The sequence below is a fragment of the Brevundimonas sp. SL161 genome (genome assembly GCF_049896985.1).
Taxonomy (GTDB): domain Bacteria; phylum Pseudomonadota; class Alphaproteobacteria; order Caulobacterales; family Caulobacteraceae; genus Brevundimonas.
Genome location: NZ_JAFCVJ010000007.1, coordinates 11280 through 36939, shown reverse-complemented (window position 1 = coordinate 36939; position 25660 = coordinate 11280). Strand labels below are relative to the sequence as shown.

Sequence of the window (25660 nt, the reverse complement as noted above, 5' to 3'; positions counted from 1 at the left end):
CGCCCATCCGGGGCGCCCGTGAACCGCAAATTTTCCGGGACGTGAACCGCCGACACCGCCATCTCGACGGCTGGATCCGCCAAGACCGCCAAACGGTCGCCTAACCCCGCAGCTTCCGCGTCAGGGCCTCGACATCGCGGGCGATCTGCTCGTCCAGCGGCATCAGCTCCTCGATCTTGCGCACGCCGTGCAGGACCGTGGTGTGGTCGCGTCCGCCGAAGCGACGGCCGATGTCGGGATAGGAGCGGGTCGTGTGCTGCTTGCACAGCCACATGGCGATCTGGCGCGGACGGGCCACGGCGCGCGTGCGGCGTTCCGACAGCAGGTCCGCCTGTTTCATGTTGAAATGCTCGGCCACCGTCTTCTGGATCTCGTCCACGGTGATCCGGCGCTCGGGCCCGCCCCGCAAGGCCGATCCCAGCAGGGTCAGGGTCTCTTCCACGCCCAGGGACGACAGCCGCGATCCGGCCGCGGCGGCCAAGGTGTTCACGGCGCCTTCGAGCTCGCGCACCGAACCCGGGGTCCGGTCGACGACCTGTTCCAGCACCTCGCGCGAGGCCTCGCCGGACACCACGCCCATGCGGGCGAAGGCGGCGAGGCGGTTCTCGGCCACGGCGATCTTGAGGGCGCGGTCGGCGGGCTCCACCGGGCAGGTCAGGCCGGCGGCCAGGTGGCTGCGCAGGCGCGGCTCGACCTCGGTCAGGGCCATCGGCGGGCGATCGGCTGAGAGGACGATCCGCTTGCCGTCCTCGATCAGGGCCGTCAGCGTCGACAGCAGTTCCTCTTGCGTCGAGGCCTTGCCGCCCACGAACTGGACGTCATCCAGCAGCAGCATGTCGGCCGAGCGCAGGCTTTCCTTGAAGGCGGCGGTCGAGCGGTCCTGCATCGCCTTAACGAAGGTCGACAGGAAGCGTTCGGCAGTCAGATAGACCACCTTTGCGTCCGGGCGCAGACGCTGCGCCTCCCAGGCGATGGCGTTCAGCAGGTGGGTCTTGCCGTAGCCATAGGGGCCGCAGAAGAAGATCGGGTTGAAGTGGCCGTCGGCCCAGGACGCCGTCTGGCGCGCGATGGCCAGGGCAAAGGCGTTGCCCTGGCCCTCCACGAAGCTATCGAAGGTCAGCCGCTCCTGAAGGCCAGCGGCGCGCACGGCACGGGCGCCGTCGGTCACGGGGCCGACCGTCGGCGCCATCGGTGTCTGCTCATGGGCCGCCGAGAGGGGGGCTCCCGAAAGGGGCTGGATGGCCACGGCGGAGGCCACGGACGAGGCTGGAGGGGCGGAGGTCACCTCGGCGCGGCAACGCACCTCCAGGCGGCGCGACAGGCCGTCGAGGCCCAGCCACAGCTCGTTCAGACGGCGCAGCGCATTCTTGCGCACCCAGTCACGGGCATAGCCGGTCGGAGTCACCAGGATCAGCTGACCGCCCCCGTCAATCCGCACTGCCGAAGGCGCGATATAGGAGCTGAACGGTCCGTCGCCAATTTCGGCCCGGAGCCTCAACGAGGCCTCGTTCCAGATCCGGTCCGGGTCCGTCATGTTCGCCAACGCCAAGCCCCCCATCGTCCGATCACCCGCCCTGAAAAAGTCATACCATCCCGGACCGTGCGGTTCCGGACCCCAAGCCGGGTCGGTCGATCCAGGGACGCATTCTCCTGTCCCTTGAAGTGTGAGCTTCAAGGGTGGGTGCGACCTCGCGGACAGACGTCTCCCGCTGGCGCAGGGGCTCGCCCCCGCCCCGTCTTCATCCGTGTGGGGATGGAAGTGCGTTAGAGCCCAAAACTTACGCTCGGCGCGGCGTGGGTCAACGCTGATTCGCGAGCCGATTCGCAGTTAAATTGTTTGACTCCGCTAAAGCCAAATCACGCCTAGGAAAATCTTGATTTCGCCTGTTCGGCGAGCGGAGTTCCGCTGTGAAGACTTATCCGCACACGGCGAAACGGCGAGTAAGCTGATGCTTACTCGCCGTTGAAATCGCTGGATTTTCGCATGACAGCGGCGTGATCACCCGCTGAAGACGCCTGTGTACGTAGACGTACCTAGTGGTTTAAGCCGCCGACATTTTCTTCAGTTGGGCATGCAGGCGCGAGACCTTGCGCGAGCCCGTGTTCTTGTGAACCACACCCTTGGTGACGGCGCGCATCAGCTCGGACTGGGCCTCGACGAAGGCGCAGTTGGCGGCGGCGGCGTCGCCCCCGATCACGGCTTCCTGGAACTTGCGCAGGAAGGTGCGGACACGCGTGCGGCGCGACTTGTTCACTTCGGTACGCGCGGCGATCTTGCGGATCGCTTTCTTGGCGCCGGGATTGTTGGCCATCGTCAAACCTATCAACGGAAACGCCGCAGACACCCGTCCACGGCGCAGAAAATCTTCAAGAGCGGGCGGCTATAGCGGAAGGGGGCGTGAGGGTCAACGCGAGTCTGGGTGGGGTAGGCGATTGGTGATGGGTGGCTGGTGATTGAAGTCCGGCAGCCGTGATCAATCCGGCCATTCAGCCACCAGCCACTGCCCATCAGCCACCTACCTGCCCGTGAACACCGGCTTCCGCTTCTCGACGAAGGCCGCCATCCCTTCCTTCTGATCCTCGAAGGCGAACAGGGAGTGGAACAGGCGGCGTTCGAACTGGACGCCCTGTGTCAGTGTCGTCTCCAGGGCGGCGTTGACCATCTCCTTGTTGGCCATGACCGCGAGCGGGCTCTGGGCGGCGATCTTCGCGGCGATCTTGCGAACCTCATCCAGCAGGGTCTCGTGCGGGACGACGCGCGACGCCAGACCGGCGCGCTCGGCCTCGGCGGCGTCCATCATCCGGGCGGTCAAGACCATGTCCATGGCCTTGGCCTTGCCGACCAGGCGGGTCAGGCGCTGGGAGCCGCCGATGCCGGGGGCGACGCCCAAGTTGATCTCGGGCTGGCCGAACTTCGCCTTGTCGCTGGCGACGATGAAGTCGCACAGCATGGCCAGCTCGCAGCCGCCGCCGAGGGCGAAGCCGTTGACCGCGGCGATGATCGGCTTTCTGAAGCGGGTGATCCGGTCGTGGCCGAGGGCGAAATAGTTGGCCTTGTACATGTCGGCATAGGACTGGTCCGCCATCTCCTTGATGTCGGCGCCGGCCGCGAAGGCCTTGTCGCCCGAGCCGGTCAGGATGAGGCAGCGGACGCTGTCATCATGCTCGACCGCGTCGAGGAAGGCCGACAGATCCTTGAACAGGGCCGAGTTGAGGGCGTTCAGGGCGTCGGGCCGGTTCAGGGTCACCACGGCGTATCCGTCGGCGTGCCGCTCGATCAGAAGGGTGGAATAGGTATCGGCCATGGTCGGTCTCCGGTTCGTCTCCCGCCTGCATACCGGCCCCGCCCCTGCGACGAAACCCGCATTGCCAGAACGCGAGCGCCGGTTAGGGTGGCGACAACCTCGGGGAGAACGCCATGCTGATCTGGTTCCTGACCGCCGCCCTGATGCTGGCCGATCTCAGCCCTGCGGCGCAGGCCCGGCTGGCGCCGTTCAATTCGGCAGTGGCCGAGGCGCGGGCGGGCCTGGCGGCGCTGGACGGCGAGGCGCCGGTCACGGCGCGGCTGGAGGCGTTGCGCGCCTTGGACCAGCGGCCGATGATGACGGGCGTCGACCTGTCGGGCCTGTCCGAGCCGGAGCAGAGAGAGGCGCGCGCCGTGATCGACGCCGAGATCAACCGGCTGAACGCGGAGAATGTCGAGGCCCTTCTCGCCATGATCCCGGCCGAGGGCTGGTTCTCCAGCAAGGTTTACGGCCAGGAGGCGGCGACCGGCGCCTTCCTCATCATCCAGCACTCCAACATGGACTTGCAGAAGCGCTTTCTTCCCGTGATCGAGCACATGGCCGGGCGAGGCGACGCGCTGAAATCCGAATACGCCCTGATGTACGACCGGATCGCCGTCGCCGAGGGCAGACTCCAGCGCTATGGCACCCAGATGCAGTGCGTGGACGGCTTCATGCGTCCCTTCCCCACCGAGGACCCCGACCAGCTCGAGGCTCGCCGTGCGCCGATGGGATTCCGCTGGCCCGACTACGCCGGCTCCTCGCCAACTTCGGGGCCTGCGGCACGCACTGAAGGTTGGTCACCCCTCCCACTGGAACACCTCGGTGATCGGCACGCCGAAGACGGCGGCGATGCGGAAGGCGGCCTCAAGGCTGGGCGAGTATTTGCCCTGTTCCATGGCGACGATAGTCTGGCGGGTCATGCCGATCCGCGCCGCCAGATCGGCCTGGGTCATCTCGCCGGCGTGAAAGCGAAGCTCGCGGATACGGTTCCGGATCGGCGGGGGGCCCTTGCTCACCGGCCACGCCTGAGCAGAAAGACCTCTGAGCCCAGACGAACGATCTCGGCGCCGATCAAAGCGAAGGCGATGCCGATACCCGCGTTGACGATCAGGTTCGGGACCCAGACGTAGGCGGGCAGCCACGACCACGTTCCCACCTTCTGGCTATCGAACAGACGCGCGACCGAGCCGCCCCGATCCACCAGAAGCCCGACCCAGATGATCAGGACCACAACCAGCACTTTCCGCGACCAGCTTTCGGCGGTCAGCCGGGCCAGCCGCTCGCGCTCGTCGCCGAGATGGGCTCTGCGGTGGAAAAGGCCCACGATTCCTGGGACTCCCGTCAACACCACGACAATGAAAAGGGCGATCCCGCCGACAGGCCCGATCCGATCCGCCAGACTGGGCGAGGTCAGGGACTGGGCGACGGCCCAGCGGATGAACAGCGACCAAGCGATGATCGTCGCCGCGAGGCTGATCCAGCACATCCGCTCACGATACGACATCAGCGCAACCCCTGCAGCAGGGCGATGTTGAAGACATAGCGGATCAGCTCCGACACGATCACCGCGCCCATCAGGATGTTGGCCGCGAAAATGAGAGCGTTGGTCGGAGTCATCGGCAGGGCGGCGGCTCCCGACGAGGCGGCGTTCGCAAAGCCCAGCAGATAGGCCGCGATGGCCAGGCTGAAGACGATGGCGATCAGGGCCATAAGGGAGACGTGGCTGGCCTTCAGCGAGGCGACCAGTTCCCGCTCGTCCCGCGCCTCGCGCTCGGCGCGCCGGGTGGTCGCCGTCGCGAGGAAGGTGAGCCCCACCTCCAGAAGGACCACAACGACCAGACAACCGATGAACAGCCCGCCCGTCGCGAAGGCGAAACCCGGATCGGTCAGCCCGCCCCCGGCGATCGCCTGCATCAGCCGCCAGCCGTAAAAGCCCCATACGCCGACGGTGGCGACGATGCTGATCCAGAGATGCTTTTCGCGAAACGACATGACAGGCCCCCAGCCGCAGCAGGCGGCGGGGCTCGATGTCGCACAACGCGGACATTGTGTCCATTATTTTTTACATCACGTCCAAACGATCAGACATCCACCATCTCTCCCAACTTCAGCACCGTGTTCCAGTTCCGGCCGGTGCCCATCCCCAGCATGCGCGGCGTGGCCTTCTTGAAGATGCCGCTTTCGCCCTGACCGTTCGGGAACCAGAAATAGAGAACGTCGCCGCCCGGCCCGGTCCGGCCCTCGACAGCCTCGCCGCCTTCGGCCAACGCGCGACACGCCTCAAGCGCCCCGGCCTTGATGCCGTCCTTCATGACCATGGCCAGAACCTTCGCCGGCTGGTCGGCGGCCTCCCGGGCGAAGGGGTTGACGGCGATGAGTTCGGCCCACTGCTCCGACGTGCGGACCATGGCGGCGACCTTGATCCCGAAGCGGCGCTTCATCTCGAGCTCGATATCCGTCTCAAGCGCGGCCGGATCGCGATCGCTCTCGACCACCAGATTGCCGCTGGCCAGAAGGGTGCGCGGATTCTTCAGCCCCATCGCCTCGGCCATGACCCGCTGCTCGCCGACGGGGGCGCGGACGCCGCCGGTGTTCATGCCCCGGAACAGGATGATCCGGTGGGTCATCAGCGCCTCTGGCAGGAGGGGCAGTAGAAGGTCGACCGACCGCCCTGGACGACACGTTTGACCACGCCGGTGCAGCCCTCGCCGAGACAGGGCTTGCCCTCGCGGCCGTAGACGTCGAACCGGTGCTGGAAATAGCCCTGGCCGCCATCGGCGTTGGCGAAGTCCTTCAGCGTCGAGCCGCCGGCCGCGATAGCGTCGTTGAGCACGTCGCGGATGACCGCGGCCAGGGTCTGCAACCGCGCCTTCGACACCTTTCCGGCCGCGATCAGGGGCGAGATGCGGGCCCGGTACAGCGCCTCGCAGACATAGATGTTGCCCAGGCCGGCGACGTTGCGCTGGTCCAGCAGCGACATCTTGATGTTCTGCTTCTTGCCGTCGAAGACCTCGACCAGATGGGCGGCCGAGAAGCCGTTGCCGAGCGGTTCCGGCCCCATGCCGACGAACCACGGGTGGGTCTCGACCTGGTCGGTCGGGATCAGACCCATGAAGCCGAACCGGCGGGCATCGGCGAACCCCACCCGCGTGGCGCGGCCATCCTTCAGGGCGCAGAAGCTCATATGCTCATGCTTGCCGGCGATCGGCGCGGGCTCCTCGAACTCGCCCAGCTGTTCACCGTCGACAGTGAACCGGCCGGTCATGCCGAGGTGGGTCACCCAGGTCTCCCCGGTCGATAGCGCGGCCAGCAAATATTTGGCCCGCCGGTCGATCCGCTCGACGCTCCCCCCCTCCAGACGCTCGACGAACCGGTCAGGGAAGGGAAAGCGCAGATCCGGGCGGTTCTGCCGCAGCCGCGTCAGCCGCGCCCCGACGAGCACCGGCTCCAGGCCGCGTCGGACCGTCTCGACCTCGGGAAGTTCAGGCATGTCATCCGTCTAGCCGGTCCCCGCGCCAGGGTGAAGTCGGGTCGGCGACGCCATAAGCGATACGGCCACGGACGTCTCTACACGCGTCCGACACGGAAACTCCGCCTAACCCCCATGTTTCCGTGACGCGCCCGCCGCAGGAGACAGCCATGGCTGTCTCACGACTCGATTGGGGGATCGATGACGGAGGTCACAGCCATCGGCGAACGGGGTCGGCGGGCGCGCCGGCTGTTCAATATCCACGCCCTTCGGCGGGCCGCGACGCGATTGCAGCTTTCGCTGGCGTCGGGCCTGCGCGCCGACGAGCCCGTGACCCTGGCCTTCGTGACGCTCATCGCCCTGTCGCTGTATTTCGTCCTTCTGCCGGGCGTCGATATGGCGGTCAGCGCCCTGTTCTACAGCCCGGACGCGGGCTTCGCCCTGGCCGACAATCCGGTCCTGAAGGGGCTGCGCAGGTCCTCGACCTGGGTGCTCGGCCTGATGCTTCTGGGCCTGGCCGGCGAGATCGTCCTGGCGCTGCGCCGCAATCCCCGCCGTCTCGAGGGCTGGGGTCGTCGGGCGACCGTTCTGCTGGTCAGTCTGGTCATCGCCTCGGGATTCCTGGTCAACGGCGTTCTGAAATCGATGTGGGGCCGCGCCAGGCCGATCCAGATCGAGGCCTTCGGCGGCGACACCCACTTCACCCGCGCCTGGCAGATCTCAGACAACTGCCTGTCCAACTGCTCCTTCGTCTCGGGCGAGGCCTCGTCCGCCGCCTGGATGGTGGCGGTCGTCGTCCTGATGGTCCCGGCGCCGTGGCGTCGCTGGGCCCTGCCCGCCGTCATGACCTATGCCGCCGCGCTGTCGCTCAATCGGATCGCCTTCGGCGGGCATTTCCTGTCGGACATCCTCCTGTCGTGGGCGCTCACGGGCCTGGTCGTCGCCGTCCTGCACCGGCTCGCGCTCGCCTGCCCCCGGGCTGCGCGACAGATGCGCCGCGCCCGCCGCCGGAGCAGCGTAGCGGCCTGAGACGTGCTATGACTTGGCCATGCCCAGCCATGTTCAGCGTTTCTGCATCTACGCCCTGATCGCCCTCGTCCTCTCGGCCGTCGCGACCTGGGGGCTGGGCCTGTTCTGGGTCGCCATAGGCGGGGGCGACCTGCCGCTGCACGGCTGGATCGCCATGGGGCTTGGGGTCGCGGGGACGGTCGGCCTGACCTGGGGATTGATGGCCTTGGCCTTCAAGTCGAACCGCGAAGGGTGGGACGATCAGGTCGACAACAGTCTGGATCCCGGTTGCGCCGATACCGACGAAACTTGACCCGGACGGGTTCGCCTGCATGGTCATCACGAACCTGTCCCGGAGCCGATCCGATGCGCCTTCCCCTTCTCGCTCTCGCCCTGCTTGCTCTCGCGGCCTGTTCCAGCCCGAGCGAAACGCCCCGGTCTGAGGCCCATCCGCCGGCCGCGCCCTCCGTCCTCGGCGGCGTCGATCTGGGCCAGCCGCTCCGCGCCATCGGCACCGAGCCCTTCTGGGGCGTAGAGATTACCCCCGGGACCCTGACCTATTCCGCCGTCGACAACCCGGGCTTCAGCGTGACCAACCCCAGCCCAACCCTTCAGGGCACCACGGCGGTCTATGCAGCCGCCGGGGCGGACGGCGCGACCCTCGTCGTGACCCTGATCGCCACGGACTGTTCGGACGGCATGAGCGACCGGGTCTATCCCCTGACCGCGCGCGTCGAACTGGGTGAACAGACGCTGAACGGTTGCGCCGCCTCCGTCGCCTTCCTCGATAGCCAGCCGGCGCCCTAGCTGTCGCCCAACAACGGCCCCACGCCCGGGACGCTGCGCACCGCCTCGCCCAGCAGGTCACGTCCGGTCGCCGCCTGCACCCGGTCGCGCGCGGCGGGTAGCAGCCGTTTAAGCGCCGCCTTGTCCACGCCCTCGCTCCCGAGACGATCCAGCAGGCCCATGGCCTCTGCCACCGCCGCGCCCGAAACCCCTCCAGCCGAGGCCACGATCCCGCCGAACAGGCCGCGTTTCGGACGATCGGCGGCCCTGGAGCGCGCCGCCGTCTCCGCTCCGTCGACGGCGGCATAGAGCGCCGCCAGCGGCTCGCGCCTGGCATGGCGATCCAGCAAGCCCAGCGCCCCGGTCAGGGCGGCGGTGGCCTGCGCCTCGGTCAGCCCCGCCTGAGTTGCTGCGGCGCAGGCGACATCATCGAAGGTCAGGGTCTGTGCGGTCACGTCTGCATCTTTCATCGTTCACTTAACGGTTCTGGAACCGCGTCAGCTGCATAGGGGAGGAATGACCCAGCTGGAAACGCCGCAGGATCTGCGTCCTCTCACCGCGCTGCGCTTCGGCGCCGCCATATGGGTGGCCCTGTTCGCCTTCTGGCCCGACCTAGACGTCGGCTTCATGCCCAACCTGGTGGCCAAGGGCTATCTGGGGGTCGAACTGTTCTTCGTCCTCTCGGGCTTCATCCTTTGCCACGTCTATCTGGCGGCGCATGGCGAGAAGCGGTTCAGCTATGGCAGCTTTCTGTGGGCCCGGATCGCGCGGGTCTATCCGCTGCATATCGCCACCCTGATAGGGGTCGGCGCACTGGCCTTCGGCGCCGTCGCTGCGGGCCTCAGCATCAACGGCAACATCCTTAGTTGGGCGGCCCTGCCCGCCAACCTCCTGATGGTCCACGCCTGGGGCTTCGCCCCCGTGGCCGGCTGGAACCATCCGTCATGGTCGATCTCGGCGGAATGGTTCGCCTATCTCTGTTTCCCCGCCTTCGCCTTCGTCGCCTGGCGGCTGCGCGAGAGGCCGATCGCCGCGGTGATCGGCGCAGTGGCCTTCCTCGTGGCGCTCTACTTCGTCTTCCAGATGCTGGCCGGCTTCCCCCTGACCCAGGCCACCATCCTTTGGGGCGCCCTGCGGATCGTTCCCTGTTTCGCCCTCGGCTGCGCCCTGTATCTGATGCATCGCAAGATCCGCCTCCCGCGTCCCGGCTGGATCGCCGCCGGCGTCGCGGCGGCCATCGCCGTGGCCGGTTCGCTGCAGGCGCCGGACGCTATGATCGTGCCCCTGTGCGGCGCATTGATCGTGGCCCTCGCCTCGCTGCCCAACGCCCGCGCCGGTTGGCTGGCGTCGAAGCCCGCCGTCTATCTCGGAGAGATCAGCTACTCGGTCTATATGGTCGTCGTGCCGTGGAAACTGCTGGCCGTGAACGCGGCGTCGAAGCTCACGGGCGGGGGCGAAAAGCTTCAACTTTTCGTGTGGCTGGCTGTGTTCCTGACCCTGCCGCTGGTGGCGGCCGTGTCCTACCACCTGGTCGAATTCCCTGCCCGACGGGCGCTGCGCGACGTCGCAAAGCGGCGGGCCGAGCGCGCGAAGGCCCGCGCAGGCGGTCCGCAACTCGCCTGAAAAGGGGCTTTTACCCTCCGCTAACTATCGTCTAGGGATAATGCGGGCGTAACAGGCAGAAACAATTCAGTATGACAAAACGGATCACCGCCGCTCTGGTTGCCGCGTGCCTGGGGTTCTTCGCCCTGTCGCCCGCCCCCGCCAAGGCCGACGATCCGTACTGGCAGTGCGTCACCTTCGCCCGCATGTTCTCAGGCATCAACATCTTCGGCGACGCCTGGACCTGGTGGAATCAGGCCGTCGACCGCTTCCGCACCGGCCGTGCGCCCGAGACCGGCTCGGTCCTGGTGTTCCGGCCCGAAGGCCGCATGAGCCGGGGCCACGTCGCCGTCGTCTCCGACATCCTGACCGACCGCGTGATCCGCGTGACCCACGCAAACTGGGGCGGCAGCCGCGGCCGCGTCGAGGAAAACGTCACCGTCGTCGACGTCTCGGGCCAGAACGACTGGTCCCAGGTCAAGGTCTGGTACAATCCGATCCGCGACCTCGGTTCGACCGTCTATCCGACCTATGGTTTCATCTACAACGGTGCCCGCGACGCCTATGACGCCGGCCGCCAGGTCGCGGCGAACGCCACGACCACCGCGACCAACTGACCCCGACCTGACCCCCACACCCCGAGCCCGCCCCGAATGATCCGCCTCTATCGATCGGGCTGCGCCGCCTGCGAGGCGGTCGAAATCGACGTCATCGGCGGATGGGAAATGCCGCCCGACACCCTGTGGATCGACATGATCGAACCCAGTCACGGTGAAGACGCCGCCGTCGAGCGGGCCCTGGGCATCTCAATTCCCACCCGCGCCGAGATGAGCGAACTGGAGGCCTCCAGCCGGCTGTATCGCGAGGGCGGCGCAACCTACGTCACCGCCGACATCCTGCATCGCGGCGACGACGACCTGCCCGGCATCGACCCGGTCACCTTCGTCCTGACCAAGGGGCCGATGGTCACCATCCGCTATTTTGACCCGCGCCCCTTCACCATGTTCACCGACAAGCTCGAGCGTGAGCCGGCGCTGTGCCAGACAGGCGCCGATATGTTCCTGAACCTGATGGAGGCGATCATCGACCGAGCCTCCGACGTGCTGTCGGGCCTGGGCGCCAAGGTCGAGGGTTTCGGCGTGCACGTCTTTTCCGAGGGCAAGACAGTCGGCTTCAAACACCTGATCACCAAGCTCGGCCGGGCGCATATCGCCAGCGCCCGCATCGAACAGAGCCTGGCCGGTCTCGCCCGGGTCTTCGCCTTCGTCACCGTCGACGACTGGTTCGAGCACGCCGACGAGCCGCGCGAGCACCTGCGCTCGCTCAGCCGTGACGCCACCAGCCTGATCGCGCACAATCAGGCCGTCGCCTCGGGCATCAACTTCCAGCTCTCGGCCGCGCTCGGCCTGATCAACATCGAGCAGTCGTCAATCTTCAAAATGTTCTCGATCTTCACCGCGGTGCTGATGCCGCCGACCTTGATCGGGGCCATCTACGGCATGAATTTCGAGCATATGCCCGAGCTTCGCTGGATGGAGGGCTATCCGATGGCCCTGGGCCTGATGGTGATCTCGGCGGCCGCGCCGCTGCTGTATTTCCGGCGAAGGGGCTGGATCTAGTCCGCCCTCACCACTCGGGCTTGATCGACAACTGGAAGGCGACGAGGCCTTCGGAGACATCGTTGTCGATGCCGTGGCCGCCGTGCATGCCCTCGGCCTCGATCTCGCGATAGACGAGGCCGAACGAGCCCTGCATGTCGCCCCGGCGCAGGGCCACCCCGATCGAGGCGTCACCCAGGAATGTGCCGCTGTCGCGGCTGTAGCCGGAGCGGGTGTACTCGCCGTCCCGGGTCCGCGCGAAATTATAGCCGACGGCCGTGCCGGATCCGGCGGCATAGATGTACCAGCGGGCCCGCTCACCGAAGGCCTCGGCCCCTTCCGGCAGGATGCGGTCCGCGGTCGAGCCGATCCGCAGGGTAGCGCCGGCCTCGGCCGTGCCGCCCCGGTCGCCCGCGCCGATGCCGACGTGCGGCGTCAGGGTCACCTCGAGACCGGAGGCTGTATAGCCGCGCGCCGTCGTCCAGCCGCGCGTGTAGCTGACCTCATAGCCGTCGGCGTCGAACATCGCCTGGTCGAGCGGCGTCGGCGGCACAGGCGAGCCGTCGGCCCGGCGCAGTTCGCCCCGCGTCCGCAACCTCAGCCGGTCGGTGAAGCCATCGGCCTCGCGCCAGACGTCGCGGGTGGTCGTGGCCGCGAACGGATTGCGCGCCTCGGCCGGCGCATAGTCGGTGGCGAACTCCAGCGCGGGCCCGAATTCGCGCCCCGCAGCCACATTGAAACTGGCCTGGCTGTTCAGCTGCGCGGTGATGCTGGCGGAGGTTTCCTGCTGGGCATCGGACCAGTTCTGGTTCACCCACGTCTGCGCACTTGCCGGAACGGCCAGGGCCGCCAATGCGAGTACGCTCAGAAACAGGCTATCCAGACGGATCAACGGTCCCCTCACAGTCCGTTAACAAAGCCTATCCTGCACCGGAATCGCGTCAGGTCCAACCGCGTTCTTGCGACACCTTCCTGACATGATCGCCGAACGTGACTTTCGCTGCACAGGTTCCCCATCCGGGGTGTCATCGAGGTTAAAGGCCCCTGCAGACGCGAAACGAGCGGCGCCCGGGGGGAACCGCTCGTCAAGATCAGTGCGATTTCAGGGCCGACCCGTTTCGGGTCATTGGCAGGCCAGGCACTCGTCGTAGTCGGTCGGGGCGGCGGAGAAGAGGTCCGGCTGGTTGGGGTCGACCTCGACCTCGGCCTTGTCCTCGGCGCCGGCGAAGGCGGCGCGCTGCACCGACTTGGAGCGCAGGTAATACAGCGACTTCACCCCCCGCTCCCACGCCGACCAGTGCAGCATGTGCAGGTCCCATTTGTTCACATCGCCCGGGATGAACAGGTTGATCGACTGGGCCTGGCAGATTTCCGGCGAACGATCGGCCGACAGTTCGACGACCCAGCGCTGGTCCAGCTCGAAGGCGGTCTTGAAGATGCCCTTCTCGTCGTCGTTCAGCACGTCCAGGTGCTGGACCGAGCCCTCGTGCTCCAGGATCGAGGACCAGACCGCGTCGGTGTTGGCGTCGTAGCCGTCCAGCAGCTTCTCCAGGTAGGGGTTCTTGACCGCGAACGAGCCCGACAGGGTCTTGTGGGTATAGATGTTGGCCGGGATCGGCTCGATGCCCGCCGAGGTCCCGCCGCAGATGATCGAGATCGAGGCGGTCGGGGCGATGGCCAGCTTGTGGCTGAACCGCTCCATGATGCCGCGCTCGGCGGCGTCCTCGCAGGCGCCCTTCTCCTCGGCCAGCTTGACGCTGGCCTTGTCGGCCTCGCGACGCAGGTGTTTGAACAGGCGCATGTTCCACGACTTGGCCATGGCGCTTTCGAAGGCCACCCCTTGCGCCTGCAGGAAGGAGTGGAAGCCCATCAGGCCCAGACCGACCGAACGCTCGCGCTTGGCCGAATAGACGGCGGCAGCCATTTCCGGAGGCGCGCGGGTGATGAAGTCCTCCAGGACATTGTCCAGGAAGCGCATCACGTCCTCGACAAAGCGCGGCTCCTCGCGCCACTCCAGGAACATCTCGGCGTTGACAGACGACAGGCAGCAGACGGCGGTGCGGTCGATGCCCAGGTGGTCGGGACCGGTATGCAGCATGATCTCGCTGCACAGGTTCGACTGCTTCACCTTCAACCCCAACTCGCGCTGATGCCTGGGCATCTGGCGGTTCACCGTGTCGGAGAAGATCAGATAGGGCTCACCGGTCTGCAGGCGGATTTCGAGGATCTTCTGCCACAGGCTGCGGGCGTCGACGGTCTTCAGCACCTCGTCGTTCTTGGGTGAGCGCAGGCCGAACGGCCCGCCGGCCTTCACCGCCTCCATAAACTCGTCAGTGATGTTGATGCCGTGGTGCAGGTTCAGGGACTTTCTGTTGAAGTCGCCCGAGGGCTTCCGGATTTCCAGGAACTCCTCGATCTCCGGGTGGTGGACGTCCAGGTAGACCGCCGCCGACCCGCGACGCAGGGACCCCTGCGAGATCGCCAGCGTGAGGGAGTCCATCACGCGGATGAAGGGGATGATGCCCGAGGTCTGGCCCGCGCCCTTGACCTTCTCGCCGATAGAGCGGACCCCGCCCCAGTAGGTGCCGATACCGCCGCCGTTGGAGGCCAGGGACACATTCTCGTTCCAGACGCGCTGGATGCCGTCGAGGCTGTCCTGCACCGAGTTCAAAAAGCAGGAGATCGGCAGGCCGCGATCGGCGCCGCCGTTCGACAGCACCGGCGTCGAGGGCATGAACCACAGCTTTGACATGTAATCATAGACGCGCTGGGCATGGTCGGCGTCATCGGCATAGGCCGTCGCGACGCGGGCGAACATGTCCTGATAGCTTTCACCGGCCAGCAGGTAGCGGTCTTCCAGCGTCTTCTTGCCGAAGTCGGTCAGGAGGTCGTCGCGAGTCCGGTCCAGTTCGAGGCTGCGCACCACCGTCAGATGGGGCTTCTCAGAGCTCGGCGCAGCCTTGAGGGCCTCGAATCCCACCGTCTTCAACGCTTCGCCGCCAGCCATAATCGTCATCGCCCTGAACTAAAATCGAAGTGAAGCCGCCTGCGTTCGAACCACTGCATCTAGTGGCCGAAGCGCTCCCCCAACCAACATATGGGGCGCAGATGCCTAACCAATGGTCAACGGGCTTGACGCCGGAATTCGTCTCGAATCACTTCGAGACGGGGGATGAGCCTGTGCAAAAGCCGCGACGGCCGTGCGACGCACCATTGTGACAGGGTTCACGAAGCCGTGATCGGGAACGGCATCCCAGCTTGGCCGTTAGCGAGCGATGCAATCCTCCGATCTCATCCCTTTCTTGCGTCGCGCGATCACCGTAGCGCGGGCGGAGTTCGCGGCCCTCGGCGCCCTTGCCATCGTCACCCTCGGGACCATGACCTTCGTCGAGATCGCCGACGACATGACCGAGGCCGACGGCCAGGCCTTCGATCAGATGGTCCTGCACTGGATGCAGCCGGTCGCCGGCCAGCCACGCGGCCCCTGGTGGCTGCATGAAGCGGCGGCCGACATCACCTCCCTGGGGGGCATTGCCGTCCTGACCCTGTTCGCCGTCGTCGCCCTGGGCATGCTGCTGATCCTCAGGAAGTGGCTTTCGGCCCTGCTGCTGCTGATCGGCCTCGCCGGCGGGGTCGCCCTGAGCGAGGGGCTGAAGGCCTTGTTCCAGCGCGAACGCCCTCCCGCGGCCTTCCAGGCGGTGGAGACGCTGAACGCCAGTTTCCCCTCCGGCCACGCTCTTCTGTCGACGGTCTTCTACCTGACCGTCGCGGTGATGATGACCCGCGCCTTCCCCCGGCGTCGACTGAAGGCCTACGTCCTCGGCGTCGGCATGGTCTTCGCTCTGATGGTCGGACTGACCCGCGTCTACCTCGGCGCCCACTGGGCCTCGGACGTCATGGCCGGATGGTGCGTCGGTGCGGCCTGGGCGATGGCCCTGTGGCTGGTCAGTTATGCGGTCGAGCGCAGGCAGACGCGCCGCCACGCCCGTCTGGTCGACGAAACACCGGTCGCCGAAGGCTGAGATTTCGCTAGGTCCGCCGTCGCCGAAAGCGTTAATATCCAGGCTGACCGACCGCCCGCGGGACTCGTTCGTCGCCGGGCCTCGCGGCAGGAGGCTTCTATGATCAGCCTGATGCTCGCCCTGCTCACCGGCCCGGTGCCGGCCGCGGCGGATCAGGCCGTTCATGCCACGCTGCAGTCCTGCGCCATGGAAGGCGGCCGCTGGGTCTGCCGCTATGCCGTGCCCGACATCGAGATCGTGCCGATCCCGGGCAGCGACATCGTCACCGACGCGCCCGCCGCCATCCTCGGCGCGGCCCCCAACGTCGAGGCGCCGTCGCGCGGGACCCTTCCGTCAACCACCGTCACCGAACCCGCCGGCCCGCCTCTCGCCGTCCCCGTCGATCCCGGCCCGGTCCGGCCGATCGACACCGGCGTCCTGAGCGAGCGCGAGGCGCGGCTGGTCTCCCGCTGCGCCGACGCCGGCTGGATGTCGCTGTGCCTGCCCGACGACCGCCGCGCCGCCCGTTCACTGCGCGACAAGCAGGACGCCTATCTCGCCGTGCGCCGCGAGGTCACCCGGTTGTTGAGCGAGGACCATTGCTACGCGGCGATCAAGGCCGCCCTGGACGGCGGCTACCTCGCTCTGGCGCGGGAGACCCGCGACTACTGCGCCGCACCGGCGGGCGGAGCGCGCTCCGCAACGGCTGCGTCGTCGAACGCCGAGGCGGACCAAACGTCGGCGAACTGACTTCCCGGTCGTCATCCTCCGGCAGGCTGCGCTTGTCGGAGAACGACGAAAGGGAAGAGCGAAGAAAAAGGGCCCCGGCGTTTCCGCCGGGGCCCTCCGTCATTTCAGTCGCGGATCGTCGGCTCAGTAGCCGCCCGCCGGCGTGCAGGCGGGGCCTTCGGTGCAGTCCGAGAAGTGGACTTCCGGCGGCTCGACGAGGATCTCCGACGGCCGAACATGGACCTCGGGACGCTGGACGTAGATCTGGGCCGGCGCGATGCGGATCGGCGGCGCGTCGACATAGACCGGGGGGCCGTCGATGTAGATGGTCGGGCCGGCCACGTTGATCGGACGGCCGATCACGCGAACGCCCGGCGACGAGACATGAATAGGCGGCCCTGGATTGTTGATCGGCGGGCCCCAGCCGCCCGGTCCTGGCCAGCCGGCGCCGCCGCCGGTCCAGGGGCCGTAGAAGTCCACGACGCGCGTGCATGAGCAGGGCACGTCGCCATAGTGCGGTGCTTCGGGACAGCCATGACCATCCGCCGGCGCCGCGGCGCCGGAGATCAGCATGGCGGCCACGATCGAAGTGATCGGATCCATGTTCAGCTCCCCTCAAGTCCTTGCGAGACCTCGCTTTTCTCCCATAAGGCGAACCGCCCAGGGCAGCGGGCGAGCCGCTCTAACAGCGATATATTAACCATTTCGGCCTGTCTACCGTCACTGTCGCGCTTGCCCCAGGGTGTGGCGGCCGCTACACGCAGCGCCCTTTTCGGGGAGATCCTTGGAAGCTTTTCTGATCTCGGTCGGCCTCGTCTCCCTCGCGGAGATCGGCGACAAGACGATGCTGCTGGCTGTCGCGCTGGCGGCGGCTTGGCGGCGGCCCGCGCCGATCATCCTCGGCATCCTGGCCGCGACGTTGGCGAACCACGCCTTCGCCGCCCTCGCCGGGACCCTGGCGGCGCAGTATCTCGCCGGACCCTGGACGAAGCGGATCGTCGGCATCGCCTTTCTCGGCTTCGCGGTCTGGGCCCTGATCCCCGACACCCTCGACGTGCAGGACGATCAGGGGCCGGAAAAGACCTTCGCCGGCGTCTTCTGGACCACAACCGCCGCCTTTTTCCTGGTCGAGATGGGCGACAAGACCCAGATCGCCACGGCCGGCCTGGCGATCCGGTTCGAGAACCTGCCCCTGGTCGTGGCCGGCTCGACCCTGGGGATGATGCTGGTCAACGCCCCGGCGGTTCTGCTGGGCGAGGCGACCGCCCAACGTCTGCCGCTCAAATACATTCGCATGGCCGCAGCCGCCGCCTTCGCCGCGACAGGTCTGTGGATGCTGCTCGCGGCCTGATCGCCCGGTAAGGGCAACTACGGATGCCGATACTACCCTGACTTAAACCTTTCTGTGGGATGACAAATCTGTCGCGCGGCAAGGAATGACGCTGATGCAAGACCGCTGGCGGATTTTCCGCCACGAAACAGGACGAGAAGCCGGCCCCCCTGCCTGGGCCTATGTGGCGCTGTTCTGCGCCAGCCTCCTCATCGGTCTGTGGAGCGTGCAGCAGTTCGGCGCGATCGTGATGTGGCCGGCCAACGGCATCCTTCTGGCTGCCTACCTCCAGTTGCATCGTCGCAAGGCCATCGCTGTCTTGGCCGCGTGTTTGGCGATCAATCTCGTTACCAATGTCGTGCGCGGCGACCCCATGCCCTTCATGTGGCTCAACGCGGTGCTGAACCTCGCACAGGTCCTGATCGCCGGCGTCCTGGCCCGGCGGGTCTGCGGCGCGGCCCTGGACCTGCGTTGCCCCCGCCGCCTGCTGCGCTTCGCCGTGGCGGCCGTGACCCCGGCCGTCCTGATCTGTACGGCCTTCATCGTCAGCCTCGCGGCCGTCGTGAACGACTATTCGCCGGGGCTCTACGTCTTCACCCTCGAGCGCTATTTCGCCATGGAGGCCCTGGGTCTTCTGACCGTCACCCCGGCCCTGCTTTTGCTCGCGCGCCGCCACCGGTTCGCCGGGACGAGCGCCGAGGATGGCCCGCGCGAAACGGTCGCCCTGTTCAGCCTGCTGACCGCTGTCACCCTTGCTGTCTTCTGCCAGTCGAGCGCGCCGATCAGCTATCTGATCTTCCCGCCCCTCGTGTTGCTGGTCTTCCGGGTCTCGACGACCGGCTCGGCTCTGGCAGTCCTTCTGGTGGCACTGATCGGCTGCGTCGCCACCCTTACCGGCCACGGCCCGGTCACGCTCCAGCGGCTCGCCGTCGAGCCTGAACTGGCCCATATCCCGGACCTGGTGCGCCCGTTGAACGTCTTCTACGGCTTCCTGCTGACCCTGGTCGCGATCGCCCTGCCGGTCTCGACGATCGTGTCCGAGCGCCGGCGGATGATCGAACGACTGGAGACCCGTACCCGCGCCGCTCAGATGGCCCGCAGCCAGGCCGAGGCGGCGGACGCCGCCAAGTCCCGCTTCCTGGCACTGATGAGCCATGAGATGCGCACCCCCCTGCATGGCGTCGTGGGCTATGCTGAAATCCTGTCGCGTCGATCGGGTCTGCCCCGCGACGCCCGTCATCAGGTGGAGGAAATCCAGCGGTCCGGCGCGGCGCTGCTGACGCTGGTCGAGGACCTGCTGGAGGTGTCGCACGGCGAGGCAGACGCCTGTCTGGAGACGATCGACCCGGTCGAGCTGCTGGCCCAGGCCGCGGCCGCCAGCCGAGACGTCGCCGCCTCCAAAGGCCTGCCGCTGCGTGTCCGCGTCCTGCCTGGCGCCAAAGCCTTCCTCCTCGCCGACCGCCGCCGCCTGCGCCAGATCCTTCACCGGCTGGTCTCCAACGCGGTCAAGTTCACGGCCCAGGGCGAGATCGACATCAGCGTGGCGCGTGAAGGCCCCCTGACCGTCTTCCGGGTCTCCGACACCGGCCCCGGCATTGATCCCGACCTGATCCCCACCCTGTTCGACGCCTTTGTCCAGGCCGACGATTCCATCAGCCGCACCCATGTCGGCTGCGGTCTGGGCCTCACCGTCGCGCGGCGCCTGACCCGTTCCATGGGCGGCCAAATCGCCCTGGAGAGCACTTCCATCGCCGGCTCGACCTTCGTCGTCAGCCTGCCCCTCGCCCTGGCGGACGAGGATGCGACGACCGGCAGCGCCGAGCCCGCCATCGCCGAGGCCGGGGCCGCGGCCCGGGTGCTGATCGTCGACGACCATCCGACCAATCGCGAGGTAGCCCGGCTGATGCTCGCGCCGCTGGGCTGCGACATCTTCGAGGCCGTCGATGGGTTCGAGGCGGTGGAGATGGCCTCGGCCGCGCGCTTCGACCTGATTCTGATGGATGTGCGTATGCCTCGCATGGACGGCCTGGCAGCGACCAAGGCGATCCGCGCCCTGGCCGGCGAGTTCTCCCGCATGCCGATCCTGGCCGTCACCGCCGACGCCATGCCCGAAGACACGGCCCGCTGCCTGGCCGCCGGCATGGATGGCCACGTCGCCAAGCCGCTGACCCACGCCAGCCTCTTCGCCGCCATCTACGCCGTCATGGCCGGCAATGATGAAGCGGCTGATGCAGAGGCCGCCTAGACCTCGAACACCCTGAACACGAAGCCCCACCGTCCGGAGGGGACGGCCGCACTCAATCCCGCAGGGATGAAGACCCTCGTCGCCGAGATCAAGGACTAGGCTCCGCCGAGCGCTTCTGAACGAAACGCCGTTATCCGGCTCCGCTAAGACCGAGCGGCGGGGAGTGAACCGGCTGAATGGCGCGTAGCGTCACCCCCGGACGTGTCGCCGCGGCAAACCATCCCCCGCTGCACACAAGATGTTGATGCTGGGGATCGTTAACCCTCAACAGGTAGCAATTGGTGCGATTCTGGAGTTCATTGGCTCCAGTCCTTTCCGCGCCATTTCCCGAGCTCCCCCATGAACGCCCACACAATCATCACGCCCGCCCGGGCCGGCCTGCTGACCCCGTCTGCCGCCTACAAGCCGTTCCGTTACCCGTGGGCTTTCGACATGTGGAAGAAGCAGCAGCAGGTCCACTGGATGCCGGAAGAGGTGCCTCTGGGCGAGGACTGCAAGGACTGGGCGGCGAACCTGAACGACAAGGAGCGCAACCTGCTGACGCAGATCTTCCGCTTCTTCACCCAGTCGGACATCGAGGTCGCGGACAACTACATGGAAAAATACGGTCGTGTGTTCAAACCGACCGAGGTGAAGATGATGCTGTCATCTTTCGCCAACATGGAGACGATCCACATCGCGGCCTACGCCCTGCTGCTCGAGACCATCGGCATGCCCGAGAGCGAGTTCGGCGCCTTCATGGAATACGAGGCCATGCGGGACAAACACAATTACATGGGCCAGTTCGGGGTCGAGACCGACGCCGACATCGCCCGCACCCTGGCCATGTTCGGCGGCTTCACCGAGGGGCTGCAGTTGTTCGCCTCGTTCGCGATGCTGATGAACTTCCCGCGCCAGAACAAGATGAAGGGCATGGGCCAGATCGTGTCCTGGTCGGTGCGCGACGAGAGCCTGCACTGCGACGGCATCATCAAGCTGTACCACGCCTTCAACGCCGAGACGGGCTGCGTCACCCCCTCGGTGGCCGACGACATCGTCGAATGCTGCCGCACCGTGGTCGGTCTGGAAGACAAGTTCATCGACCTGGCCTTCGAGGCCGGCGACGTGAACGGCATGACGCCCGAGGACATCAAACAGTATATCCGCTTCATCGCCGACTGGCGCCTGCGCCAGCTCAAGCTGCCCGAGCTGTACGGCGTGAAGGAGAACCCCCTGCCCTGGCTCCAGTCCCTTCTGTCGGGGGTCGAGCACGCCAACTTCTTCGAGGCCCGCGCCACCGAATACTCCAAGGCCGCCACCACCGGGGCCTGGCACGGCGCCGAGGGCGTCTGGGGCGAGTTCGACAAGATGATGGCCCGCCGCGACATGAGCATGGTCGCGGGGTAACCGATCACACCGGGGCGGCGCCGATCTGTTTGAGAATGCCGAGCTCATCGGAGCTGCCCCACCGCTCGACCATCTTGCCATTTTCGAACCGGCCGATCTGCATGCCGCGCACCTTGATGGGCTTGCCGGTGGCCGTGACACCGCTGAAGACGCCCTTGTGGGTGCCGGTGATCTCGTAGGCGAATGCCACCTGATCGCCATCGGCCACCAAGGTCCTGGGTTCCACCTTCAGGTCGGGGAAGGCGGCGCGCATGCCGGTGAAGAAGGTCTTGAAGCCCTCAGGCCCGGTCCCCTGATCCGGCGCCGGATCGTTATCGACGCAGCCATCGGCGACGACATCGTGAAAAGCGTCGAGGTCGCCCGTGTTGACGATCTCGCCAAAGCGTTTGGTCGCGGCGATGTTGGGGGTGTCTGCCATGGGCCTGCGTCTCCGATAGGTGTGAGCCAGCCCAACGGCCCGTCTCCCTTTTCGTTCATGGCGACGCTTCAGATCCCGGCGTGCCACCGATAGCCGCCGTGTTCTCAGTAGCCGCCCTTGCCGCCGGCGATGTGGGCGAAGCTTTCGACCATTTCCACCGATTGATATGTTTAACCATCTTGTAACCCAGCTGCCGCTCCAGCCTCAGTCGCAATGGCGCCTCGTTGGCGATAGGCAGGATCTGGTCGTTCATCTCGTAGGCCAGGATGGTCTGCTCGTGACGGGCCTCGAGGATGTCGACACTCTAATAGTAGTGGTCGCCGTCCCCGGACATTGAGCCAGTGGGTCAACCGTAACGTCAGCGGATGCCGCCAGGTATCGATCCGGCCGCTGGCCAAAGGCCGGTCGGCGTGACGATGGGGCCGCGCAGCCTCGCCATTCGGACGTTCTTCGTCCACCGTGGCGGCGGCCGCGTGATCCGTCATCGCTCGTCCCAGTTCAGCCTACCCGCTCGCCGCGCCCGCATCATGGCGATGGGCATTCCGGAAGGGCGTGGTCCCGATCGATCAGGAGCGCGGAGGGGCGCACCGCATCCGGTCGCCGGCCTGACAGGCGCGGACGTCGGCCTCCCAGCGAGCGCGGTCCGCTTCCCACTGACGCTGCGCGGCCTCGGATCGGCGAACGTCTTCCTCATAGGCCAGCTGGGCCCGGGTCGCCGCCGTGACTGTCTCTTCGTACTCGGCGCGCCGGGCGTCGAACTCAGCCTGGTCGGCCCGCTCCTGGTTCTCGGCCAGCTGGTTGCGGGAGGCGATCTCGTCGTTGAGCGCCCGGGTCACGCGCAGCTCGTCGGGGCTCTGCTCTGAATCGTCTGCCCGGTGGTAGGTCTCCCCGTCATTTACGGACGGCGGAACCTGGGTCGGCACGGCCTGGCTCAGAAGCTGGTCGGCCTGATCCGCCGGCCGCGTCTGGGCGGACGGCTTCTGCGCCAGGGCCGCGCCTGCCGCCAGAGCGAGAGCCAGGGCCGTGGCCCACGCCGCCCGGGTTCTGGTCCTGATCATCATCTCGTTTCCCTCTCGCAATCCCACCCTCGACTCCAGCCTGAGGAGCTTGGCCATATCAGGGCGGCGCAATTGCCGGAACGTCGTTTGCGCCGAAAGGTGGCGCCCGGCCCCATGGCGAGGTTAAATGGGGAATTCTTCTCCTCCCCCACGAGCCGCGCCCGATGATCCTCTCCACGAGTTCCGGCGACTTTCCCATCCCGCCGGACGTCGCCAGTCGCCTTCCCACGGTTCCGCCCGTGCCGGATCCGACGGCTCCGCAATACCGTCAGGCCCGCCGGGTCTTCTCCGACTGGCTCGACGCGGCGCCGGAACACACGATCGATTTCGAGCGCCTGCGCCGCTGGCATCTGGTGCAGAACCAACTCGCCGCCGCCGCCCGCGCCGAAGGCCGCGCCTTCGTCGTGACCGAGGACGGGCTCGACTAGGACGGCGTCAGGTTGAGTGTCGCCGGGTCGCCCGCCTGGGCCGACGACGTCAGCCAGATGTCGAAGGCGCCGGGCTGGACCTTCGGGCGACCATCGGCGCCGACGTACTCCAGACGTTCGCGGCGCAGGGTGAAAGTCACGGCCCTGGTCTGTCCGGCCGCCAACTCGACCTTTCTGAAGTCGCGCAGGCGGCGGCCGGGCTGGGTCAGGTCGGCGACGCGGTCGCGGATGTAGAGCTGGACCGTCTCCTCGACCGCGTGGTCACCGGCGTTGGTGATGTCCACCGAAACCTCGACTTCGCCATCCCACGCCAGCGTCGCCGCTGCGGGCGTGACCGCTCCGTAGGTCACCGCGCCATAGGTCAGGCCGTGGCCGAACGGATAGAGCGCGGTATTGGTCGTCTCGCGATAGCGGGCCACATACTCCTGCGACGCCAAGGCGTTGTTGGCTGGGCGGCCGGTGATCTTGTGATCGTAGCTGTAGGGTTGCTGGCCCGAGCGGTGCGGGAAGCTGACCGGCAGGCGTCCGGACGGCGAGACCAGGCCAAAGACGATGTCGGCGACGGCGTGACCCATCTCTCCGCCCAGGAACCAGGTGACGACGATGGCGCCGGCGTCCTTGATGGGGCCGGACAGCTCCATGGCGCGGCCATTTCTCAGCAGGACGACGACGGGCTTGCCGGTCGCGGAGACGGCCTCGGCCAGGGCGCGCTGGGGCGCCGGGATGTCGATCTCGGTGCGGGATTGGGCCTCTCCCGACATGCGCGCGCTCTCCCCGATGGCCAGAACGACCACGTCCGCCTGGCTCGCCGCCAGCACCGCAGCCGCGATGCCGCCAGGCAGGGCCGTCTCGACGTCGGAGCCCATGACCACGGCGAGGTCGGCCTCGTCGTCCATGGCGGCGCGAAAGCCGGCCTCCAGAGAGATGCGGCGCGTCTCGTCGCCCCAGATGGTCCAGGGGCCGAAGACATTGTCGACGTCGGCGCCGAAGGGGCCGATCAGGGCGATCTTCTGGCCAGAGGGTTTCAGCGGCAGGAGGCCGCCCTCGTTCTTCAGCAGGACGATGGACTTCACCCCGGCCTCGCGGGCCAGATCGCGATGCTCGCGCGAGCCGACGACCCGCCGCTCCCGCTCCGGATCGCAGCCGCGATAGGGATCGTCGAACAGGCCGAGCGCCGCCTTGGTCATCAAGACGCGACGCACCGCCTGATCGACGCGGGCGAGAGGCACGTCGCCCGTCTCCACCAGATCGGGGATGTGCTCGAGGAACAGGCCCGAGACCATCGACATGTCCATGCCGGCCAGCAGGGCGATGCGGGCCGCGTCGCGACCGTCGGCGGCGAAGCCGTGGGCGATGAGTTCCTGCTCCGCCGTGTAGTCGGAGACGACGAAGCCGGTGAAGCCCCACTCCTCGCGCAGGATCTCCGTCAGCAGGTAGGGATTGCCGGAGGCTGGCACGCCGTTGAGGTCATTGAAGGCGGTCATGACCGACAGGGCGCCGGCGCCGAACGCAGCCCTGAACGGCGGCAGGAAGGTTCCCCGCAGCGTGGCCTCCGACATGTCGGTGGTGTTGTAGTCCATGCCGGCGATGGCGGCGGAATAGGCGGCGAAGTGCTTGGGCGTGGCCAGCAGGGCGTCGCGGTCCGCGAGCCCCTTCTCGCCCTGGAAGCCGCGCACGCGCGCCACGGCCAGCACCTCGTTCAGCCAGACATCCTCGCCCGCCCCCTCGACACCGCGACCCCAGCGCTGGTCCCGCGCCACATCGACCATGGGGGCGTAGGTCTGGTGGATGCCGGAGGCCGCCCCCTCCACCGCCGCCGCCCGGGCGGTGCGTCGGGCGAGGTCGGCGTCGAAGGCCGCCGCCTCGGCCAGCGGAACCGGGAAGACGGTCTTCAGCCCATGAATGATGTCGGCGGCGAACAGCAGGGGAATGCCCAGCCGGCTCTCCTCGACCGCGATGGTCTGAATGCGACGGCCGGCCTCAGCGCCCACGCCGTTGAACAGATTGCCGACGAGGCCCTCGCGGATCATCCGGGTCACCCGCGCCGGGTCGCCCTGACCGTCCAGCGGGTTCACGTTCATCGGCCGGAAGCGGAACGGATCGCCCAGCAGGTTCAGCTGACCCGCCTTCTCCTGGATCGTCATTCCCGCGATCAGGGCATCGACCCGGTCGCGGTCGGCCTCCAACTTCCGCGACGTGATCCGCGGCGCGGCGACGACATTACTCGCGAACATTCCCAATCCCGCCGCCGCCATAGCCAGAAACAATCTACGTGAAGAGGGATAGGCCTGGCGGTTCAACATGGGAATCCCTCT

28 protein-coding genes and 1 pseudogene are annotated in these 25660 nt (G+C 67.2%); 13 read left to right on the top strand and 16 right to left on the bottom strand.

Annotated features, from left to right (window positions below; genetic code table 11):
- Positions 1–100: 100 nt before the first annotated feature.
- The 3 genes from dnaA to ACP7AU_RS07285 all read right to left on the bottom strand — a co-directional run bounded on the left by dnaA (position 101) and on the right by ACP7AU_RS07285 (position 3305).
- Positions 101–1534 (bottom strand): chromosomal replication initiator protein DnaA, encoded by a 1434-nt coding sequence (gene dnaA / locus ACP7AU_RS07295; RefSeq protein ID WP_426050992.1) that lies wholly within the window; start codon positions 1532–1534, stop codon positions 101–103.
- 508 nt (positions 1535–2042) lie between these two features.
- Positions 2043–2312, bottom strand: coding sequence for a 30S ribosomal protein S20 (gene rpsT / locus ACP7AU_RS07290; RefSeq protein ID WP_426050991.1), 270 nt, complete (start codon positions 2310–2312; stop codon positions 2043–2045).
- 204 nt (positions 2313–2516) lie between these two features.
- Positions 2517–3305 (bottom strand): enoyl-CoA hydratase-related protein, encoded by a 789-nt coding sequence (locus ACP7AU_RS07285; protein ID WP_426038062.1) that lies wholly within the window; start codon positions 3303–3305, stop codon positions 2517–2519.
- A 113-nt stretch (positions 3306–3418) separates the two neighbouring features.
- Between ACP7AU_RS07285 and ACP7AU_RS07280 the strand changes: the two are divergent.
- Positions 3419–3961 (top strand): annotated as a pseudogene (locus tag ACP7AU_RS07280) (DUF6624 domain-containing protein); the annotation flags it as partial.
- Between the two features lie 123 nt (positions 3962–4084).
- On the opposite strand, the gene ACP7AU_RS07275 reads toward ACP7AU_RS07280, so the two are convergent.
- The 5 genes from ACP7AU_RS07275 to mutM form a co-directional block, all read right to left on the bottom strand.
- Complete coding sequence (locus ACP7AU_RS07275) at positions 4085–4240, bottom strand: helix-turn-helix transcriptional regulator (protein WP_426038471.1); 156 nt, start codon at positions 4238–4240, stop codon at positions 4085–4087.
- A gap of 59 nt (positions 4241–4299) precedes the next feature.
- Positions 4300–4791, bottom strand: a complete 492-nt coding sequence (locus ACP7AU_RS07270) for a hypothetical protein (protein WP_426050990.1) — start codon at positions 4789–4791, stop codon at positions 4300–4302.
- A complete protein-coding gene (locus tag ACP7AU_RS07265; RefSeq protein ID WP_426038058.1) occupies positions 4791–5279 on the bottom strand; it encodes a hypothetical protein in 489 nt (162 codons plus the stop codon). The genes ACP7AU_RS07270 and ACP7AU_RS07265 overlap by 1 nt, the downstream gene beginning before the upstream one ends.
- An 89-nt stretch (positions 5280–5368) precedes the next feature.
- Entirely contained in the window at positions 5369–5914 is a 546-nt protein-coding gene (locus tag ACP7AU_RS07260) for a DUF1697 domain-containing protein (protein ID WP_426050989.1), read from the bottom strand.
- The gene (mutM, locus tag ACP7AU_RS07255; RefSeq protein ID WP_426050988.1) at positions 5914–6777 is read right to left on the bottom strand and encodes a bifunctional DNA-formamidopyrimidine glycosylase/DNA-(apurinic or apyrimidinic site) lyase; all 864 of its coding nucleotides are present in this window, start codon (positions 6775–6777) and stop codon (positions 5914–5916) included. The genes ACP7AU_RS07260 and mutM overlap by 1 nt, the downstream gene beginning before the upstream one ends.
- A 180-nt stretch (positions 6778–6957) precedes the next feature.
- Between mutM and ACP7AU_RS07250 the strand changes: the two genes are divergently transcribed.
- The 3 genes from ACP7AU_RS07250 to ACP7AU_RS07240 are packed head-to-tail and all read left to right on the top strand — an operon-like array spanning position 6958 to position 8571.
- The gene (locus ACP7AU_RS07250) at positions 6958–7785 is read left to right on the top strand and encodes a phosphatase PAP2 family protein (RefSeq protein ID WP_426038052.1); all 828 of its coding nucleotides are present in this window, start codon (positions 6958–6960) and stop codon (positions 7783–7785) included.
- A gap of 19 nt (positions 7786–7804) precedes the next feature.
- Complete coding sequence (locus tag ACP7AU_RS07245; protein ID WP_426050987.1) at positions 7805–8077, top strand: hypothetical protein; 273 nt, start codon at positions 7805–7807, stop codon at positions 8075–8077.
- Between the two features lie 53 nt (positions 8078–8130).
- Positions 8131–8571 (top strand): COG3650 family protein, encoded by a 441-nt coding sequence (locus ACP7AU_RS07240; protein WP_426050986.1) that lies wholly within the window; start codon positions 8131–8133, stop codon positions 8569–8571.
- Here the strand turns inward: ACP7AU_RS07240 and ACP7AU_RS07235 are convergent.
- Complete coding sequence (locus ACP7AU_RS07235; RefSeq protein ID WP_426050985.1) at positions 8568–9005, bottom strand: hypothetical protein; 438 nt, start codon at positions 9003–9005, stop codon at positions 8568–8570. The two genes, ACP7AU_RS07240 and ACP7AU_RS07235, sit on opposite strands and share 4 nt — an antisense overlap.
- 61 nt (positions 9006–9066) lie before the next feature.
- On the opposite strand from ACP7AU_RS07235, the gene ACP7AU_RS07230 reads away from it, so the two are divergent.
- The 3 genes from ACP7AU_RS07230 (at position 9067) to ACP7AU_RS07220 (ending at position 11771) form a co-directional block, all read left to right on the top strand.
- Positions 9067–10173, top strand: coding sequence for an acyltransferase family protein (locus tag ACP7AU_RS07230; RefSeq protein WP_426038044.1), 1107 nt, complete (start codon positions 9067–9069; stop codon positions 10171–10173).
- Positions 10174–10244: 71 nt separating this feature from the next.
- Positions 10245–10769 (top strand): CHAP domain-containing protein, encoded by a 525-nt coding sequence (locus ACP7AU_RS07225; RefSeq protein ID WP_425992008.1) that lies wholly within the window; start codon positions 10245–10247, stop codon positions 10767–10769.
- 36 nt (positions 10770–10805) lie between these two features.
- A complete protein-coding gene (locus ACP7AU_RS07220) occupies positions 10806–11771 on the top strand; it encodes a magnesium transporter CorA family protein (protein ID WP_426038042.1) in 966 nt (321 codons plus the stop codon).
- A 7-nt stretch (positions 11772–11778) separates the two neighbouring features.
- Here the strand turns inward: ACP7AU_RS07220 and ACP7AU_RS07215 are convergent, their stop codons facing one another.
- Together ACP7AU_RS07215 and ACP7AU_RS07210 are read right to left on the bottom strand one after the other, a co-directional pair.
- Positions 11779–12642 (bottom strand): lipid A-modifier LpxR family protein, encoded by an 864-nt coding sequence (locus ACP7AU_RS07215; protein ID WP_426038040.1) that lies wholly within the window; start codon positions 12640–12642, stop codon positions 11779–11781.
- A gap of 231 nt (positions 12643–12873) precedes the next feature.
- Entirely contained in the window at positions 12874–14766 is a 1893-nt protein-coding gene (locus ACP7AU_RS07210) for a ribonucleoside-diphosphate reductase subunit alpha (protein WP_426038038.1), read from the bottom strand.
- A gap of 286 nt (positions 14767–15052) precedes the next feature.
- Between ACP7AU_RS07210 and ACP7AU_RS07205 the strand changes: the two genes are divergently transcribed.
- On the top strand, positions 15053–15772 hold the full coding sequence (locus ACP7AU_RS07205; RefSeq protein WP_426038036.1) for a phosphatase PAP2 family protein: 720 nt from the start codon (positions 15053–15055) through the stop codon (positions 15770–15772).
- A 99-nt stretch (positions 15773–15871) separates the two neighbouring features.
- Positions 15872–16501, top strand: coding sequence for a hypothetical protein (locus tag ACP7AU_RS07200; protein ID WP_426050984.1), 630 nt, complete (start codon positions 15872–15874; stop codon positions 16499–16501).
- 123 nt (positions 16502–16624) lie between these two features.
- Here the strand turns inward: ACP7AU_RS07200 and ACP7AU_RS07195 are convergent, their stop codons facing one another.
- On the bottom strand, positions 16625–17083 hold the full coding sequence (locus tag ACP7AU_RS07195) for a hypothetical protein (protein WP_426050983.1): 459 nt from the start codon (positions 17081–17083) through the stop codon (positions 16625–16627).
- 181 nt (positions 17084–17264) lie between these two features.
- Here ACP7AU_RS07195 and ACP7AU_RS07190 point away from each other — a divergent pair, with 181 nt between their 5' ends.
- The 3 genes from ACP7AU_RS07190 (at position 17265) to ACP7AU_RS07180 (ending at position 21441) form a co-directional block, all read left to right on the top strand.
- A complete protein-coding gene (locus tag ACP7AU_RS07190; RefSeq protein ID WP_426038030.1) occupies positions 17265–17831 on the top strand; it encodes a TMEM165/GDT1 family protein in 567 nt (188 codons plus the stop codon).
- Positions 17832–17925: 94 nt separating this feature from the next.
- Positions 17926–20055, top strand: coding sequence for a response regulator (locus ACP7AU_RS07185; protein ID WP_426050982.1), 2130 nt, complete (start codon positions 17926–17928; stop codon positions 20053–20055).
- 339 nt (positions 20056–20394) lie between these two features.
- Entirely contained in the window at positions 20395–21441 is a 1047-nt protein-coding gene (locus ACP7AU_RS07180; RefSeq protein ID WP_426038026.1) for a ribonucleotide-diphosphate reductase subunit beta, read from the top strand.
- Positions 21442–21445: 4 nt separating this feature from the next.
- Here ACP7AU_RS07180 and ACP7AU_RS07175 read toward each other — a convergent pair whose 3' ends face one another.
- The 3 genes from ACP7AU_RS07175 to ACP7AU_RS07165 form a co-directional block, all read right to left on the bottom strand.
- Positions 21446–21859, bottom strand: a complete 414-nt coding sequence (locus tag ACP7AU_RS07175) for an ester cyclase (protein ID WP_426050981.1) — start codon at positions 21857–21859, stop codon at positions 21446–21448.
- 55 nt (positions 21860–21914) lie between these two features.
- Positions 21915–22112: a hypothetical protein gene (locus tag ACP7AU_RS07170; protein ID WP_426050980.1), complete on the bottom strand. Its 198-nt coding sequence runs from the start codon at positions 22110–22112 to the stop codon at positions 21915–21917.
- A gap of 313 nt (positions 22113–22425) precedes the next feature.
- A complete protein-coding gene (locus tag ACP7AU_RS07165) occupies positions 22426–22917 on the bottom strand; it encodes a cell wall hydrolase (RefSeq protein WP_426038020.1) in 492 nt (163 codons plus the stop codon).
- 164 nt (positions 22918–23081) lie between these two features.
- Between ACP7AU_RS07165 and ACP7AU_RS07160 the strand changes: the two genes are divergently transcribed.
- On the top strand, positions 23082–23345 hold the full coding sequence (locus ACP7AU_RS07160) for a hypothetical protein (protein WP_426038018.1): 264 nt from the start codon (positions 23082–23084) through the stop codon (positions 23343–23345).
- Here ACP7AU_RS07160 and ACP7AU_RS07155 read toward each other — a convergent pair.
- Positions 23342–25579, bottom strand: a complete 2238-nt coding sequence (locus ACP7AU_RS07155) for a glycoside hydrolase family 3 N-terminal domain-containing protein (RefSeq protein ID WP_426050979.1) — start codon at positions 25577–25579, stop codon at positions 23342–23344. The two genes, ACP7AU_RS07160 and ACP7AU_RS07155, sit on opposite strands and share 4 nt — an antisense overlap.
- Between the last annotated feature and the right edge of the window lie 81 nt (positions 25580–25660).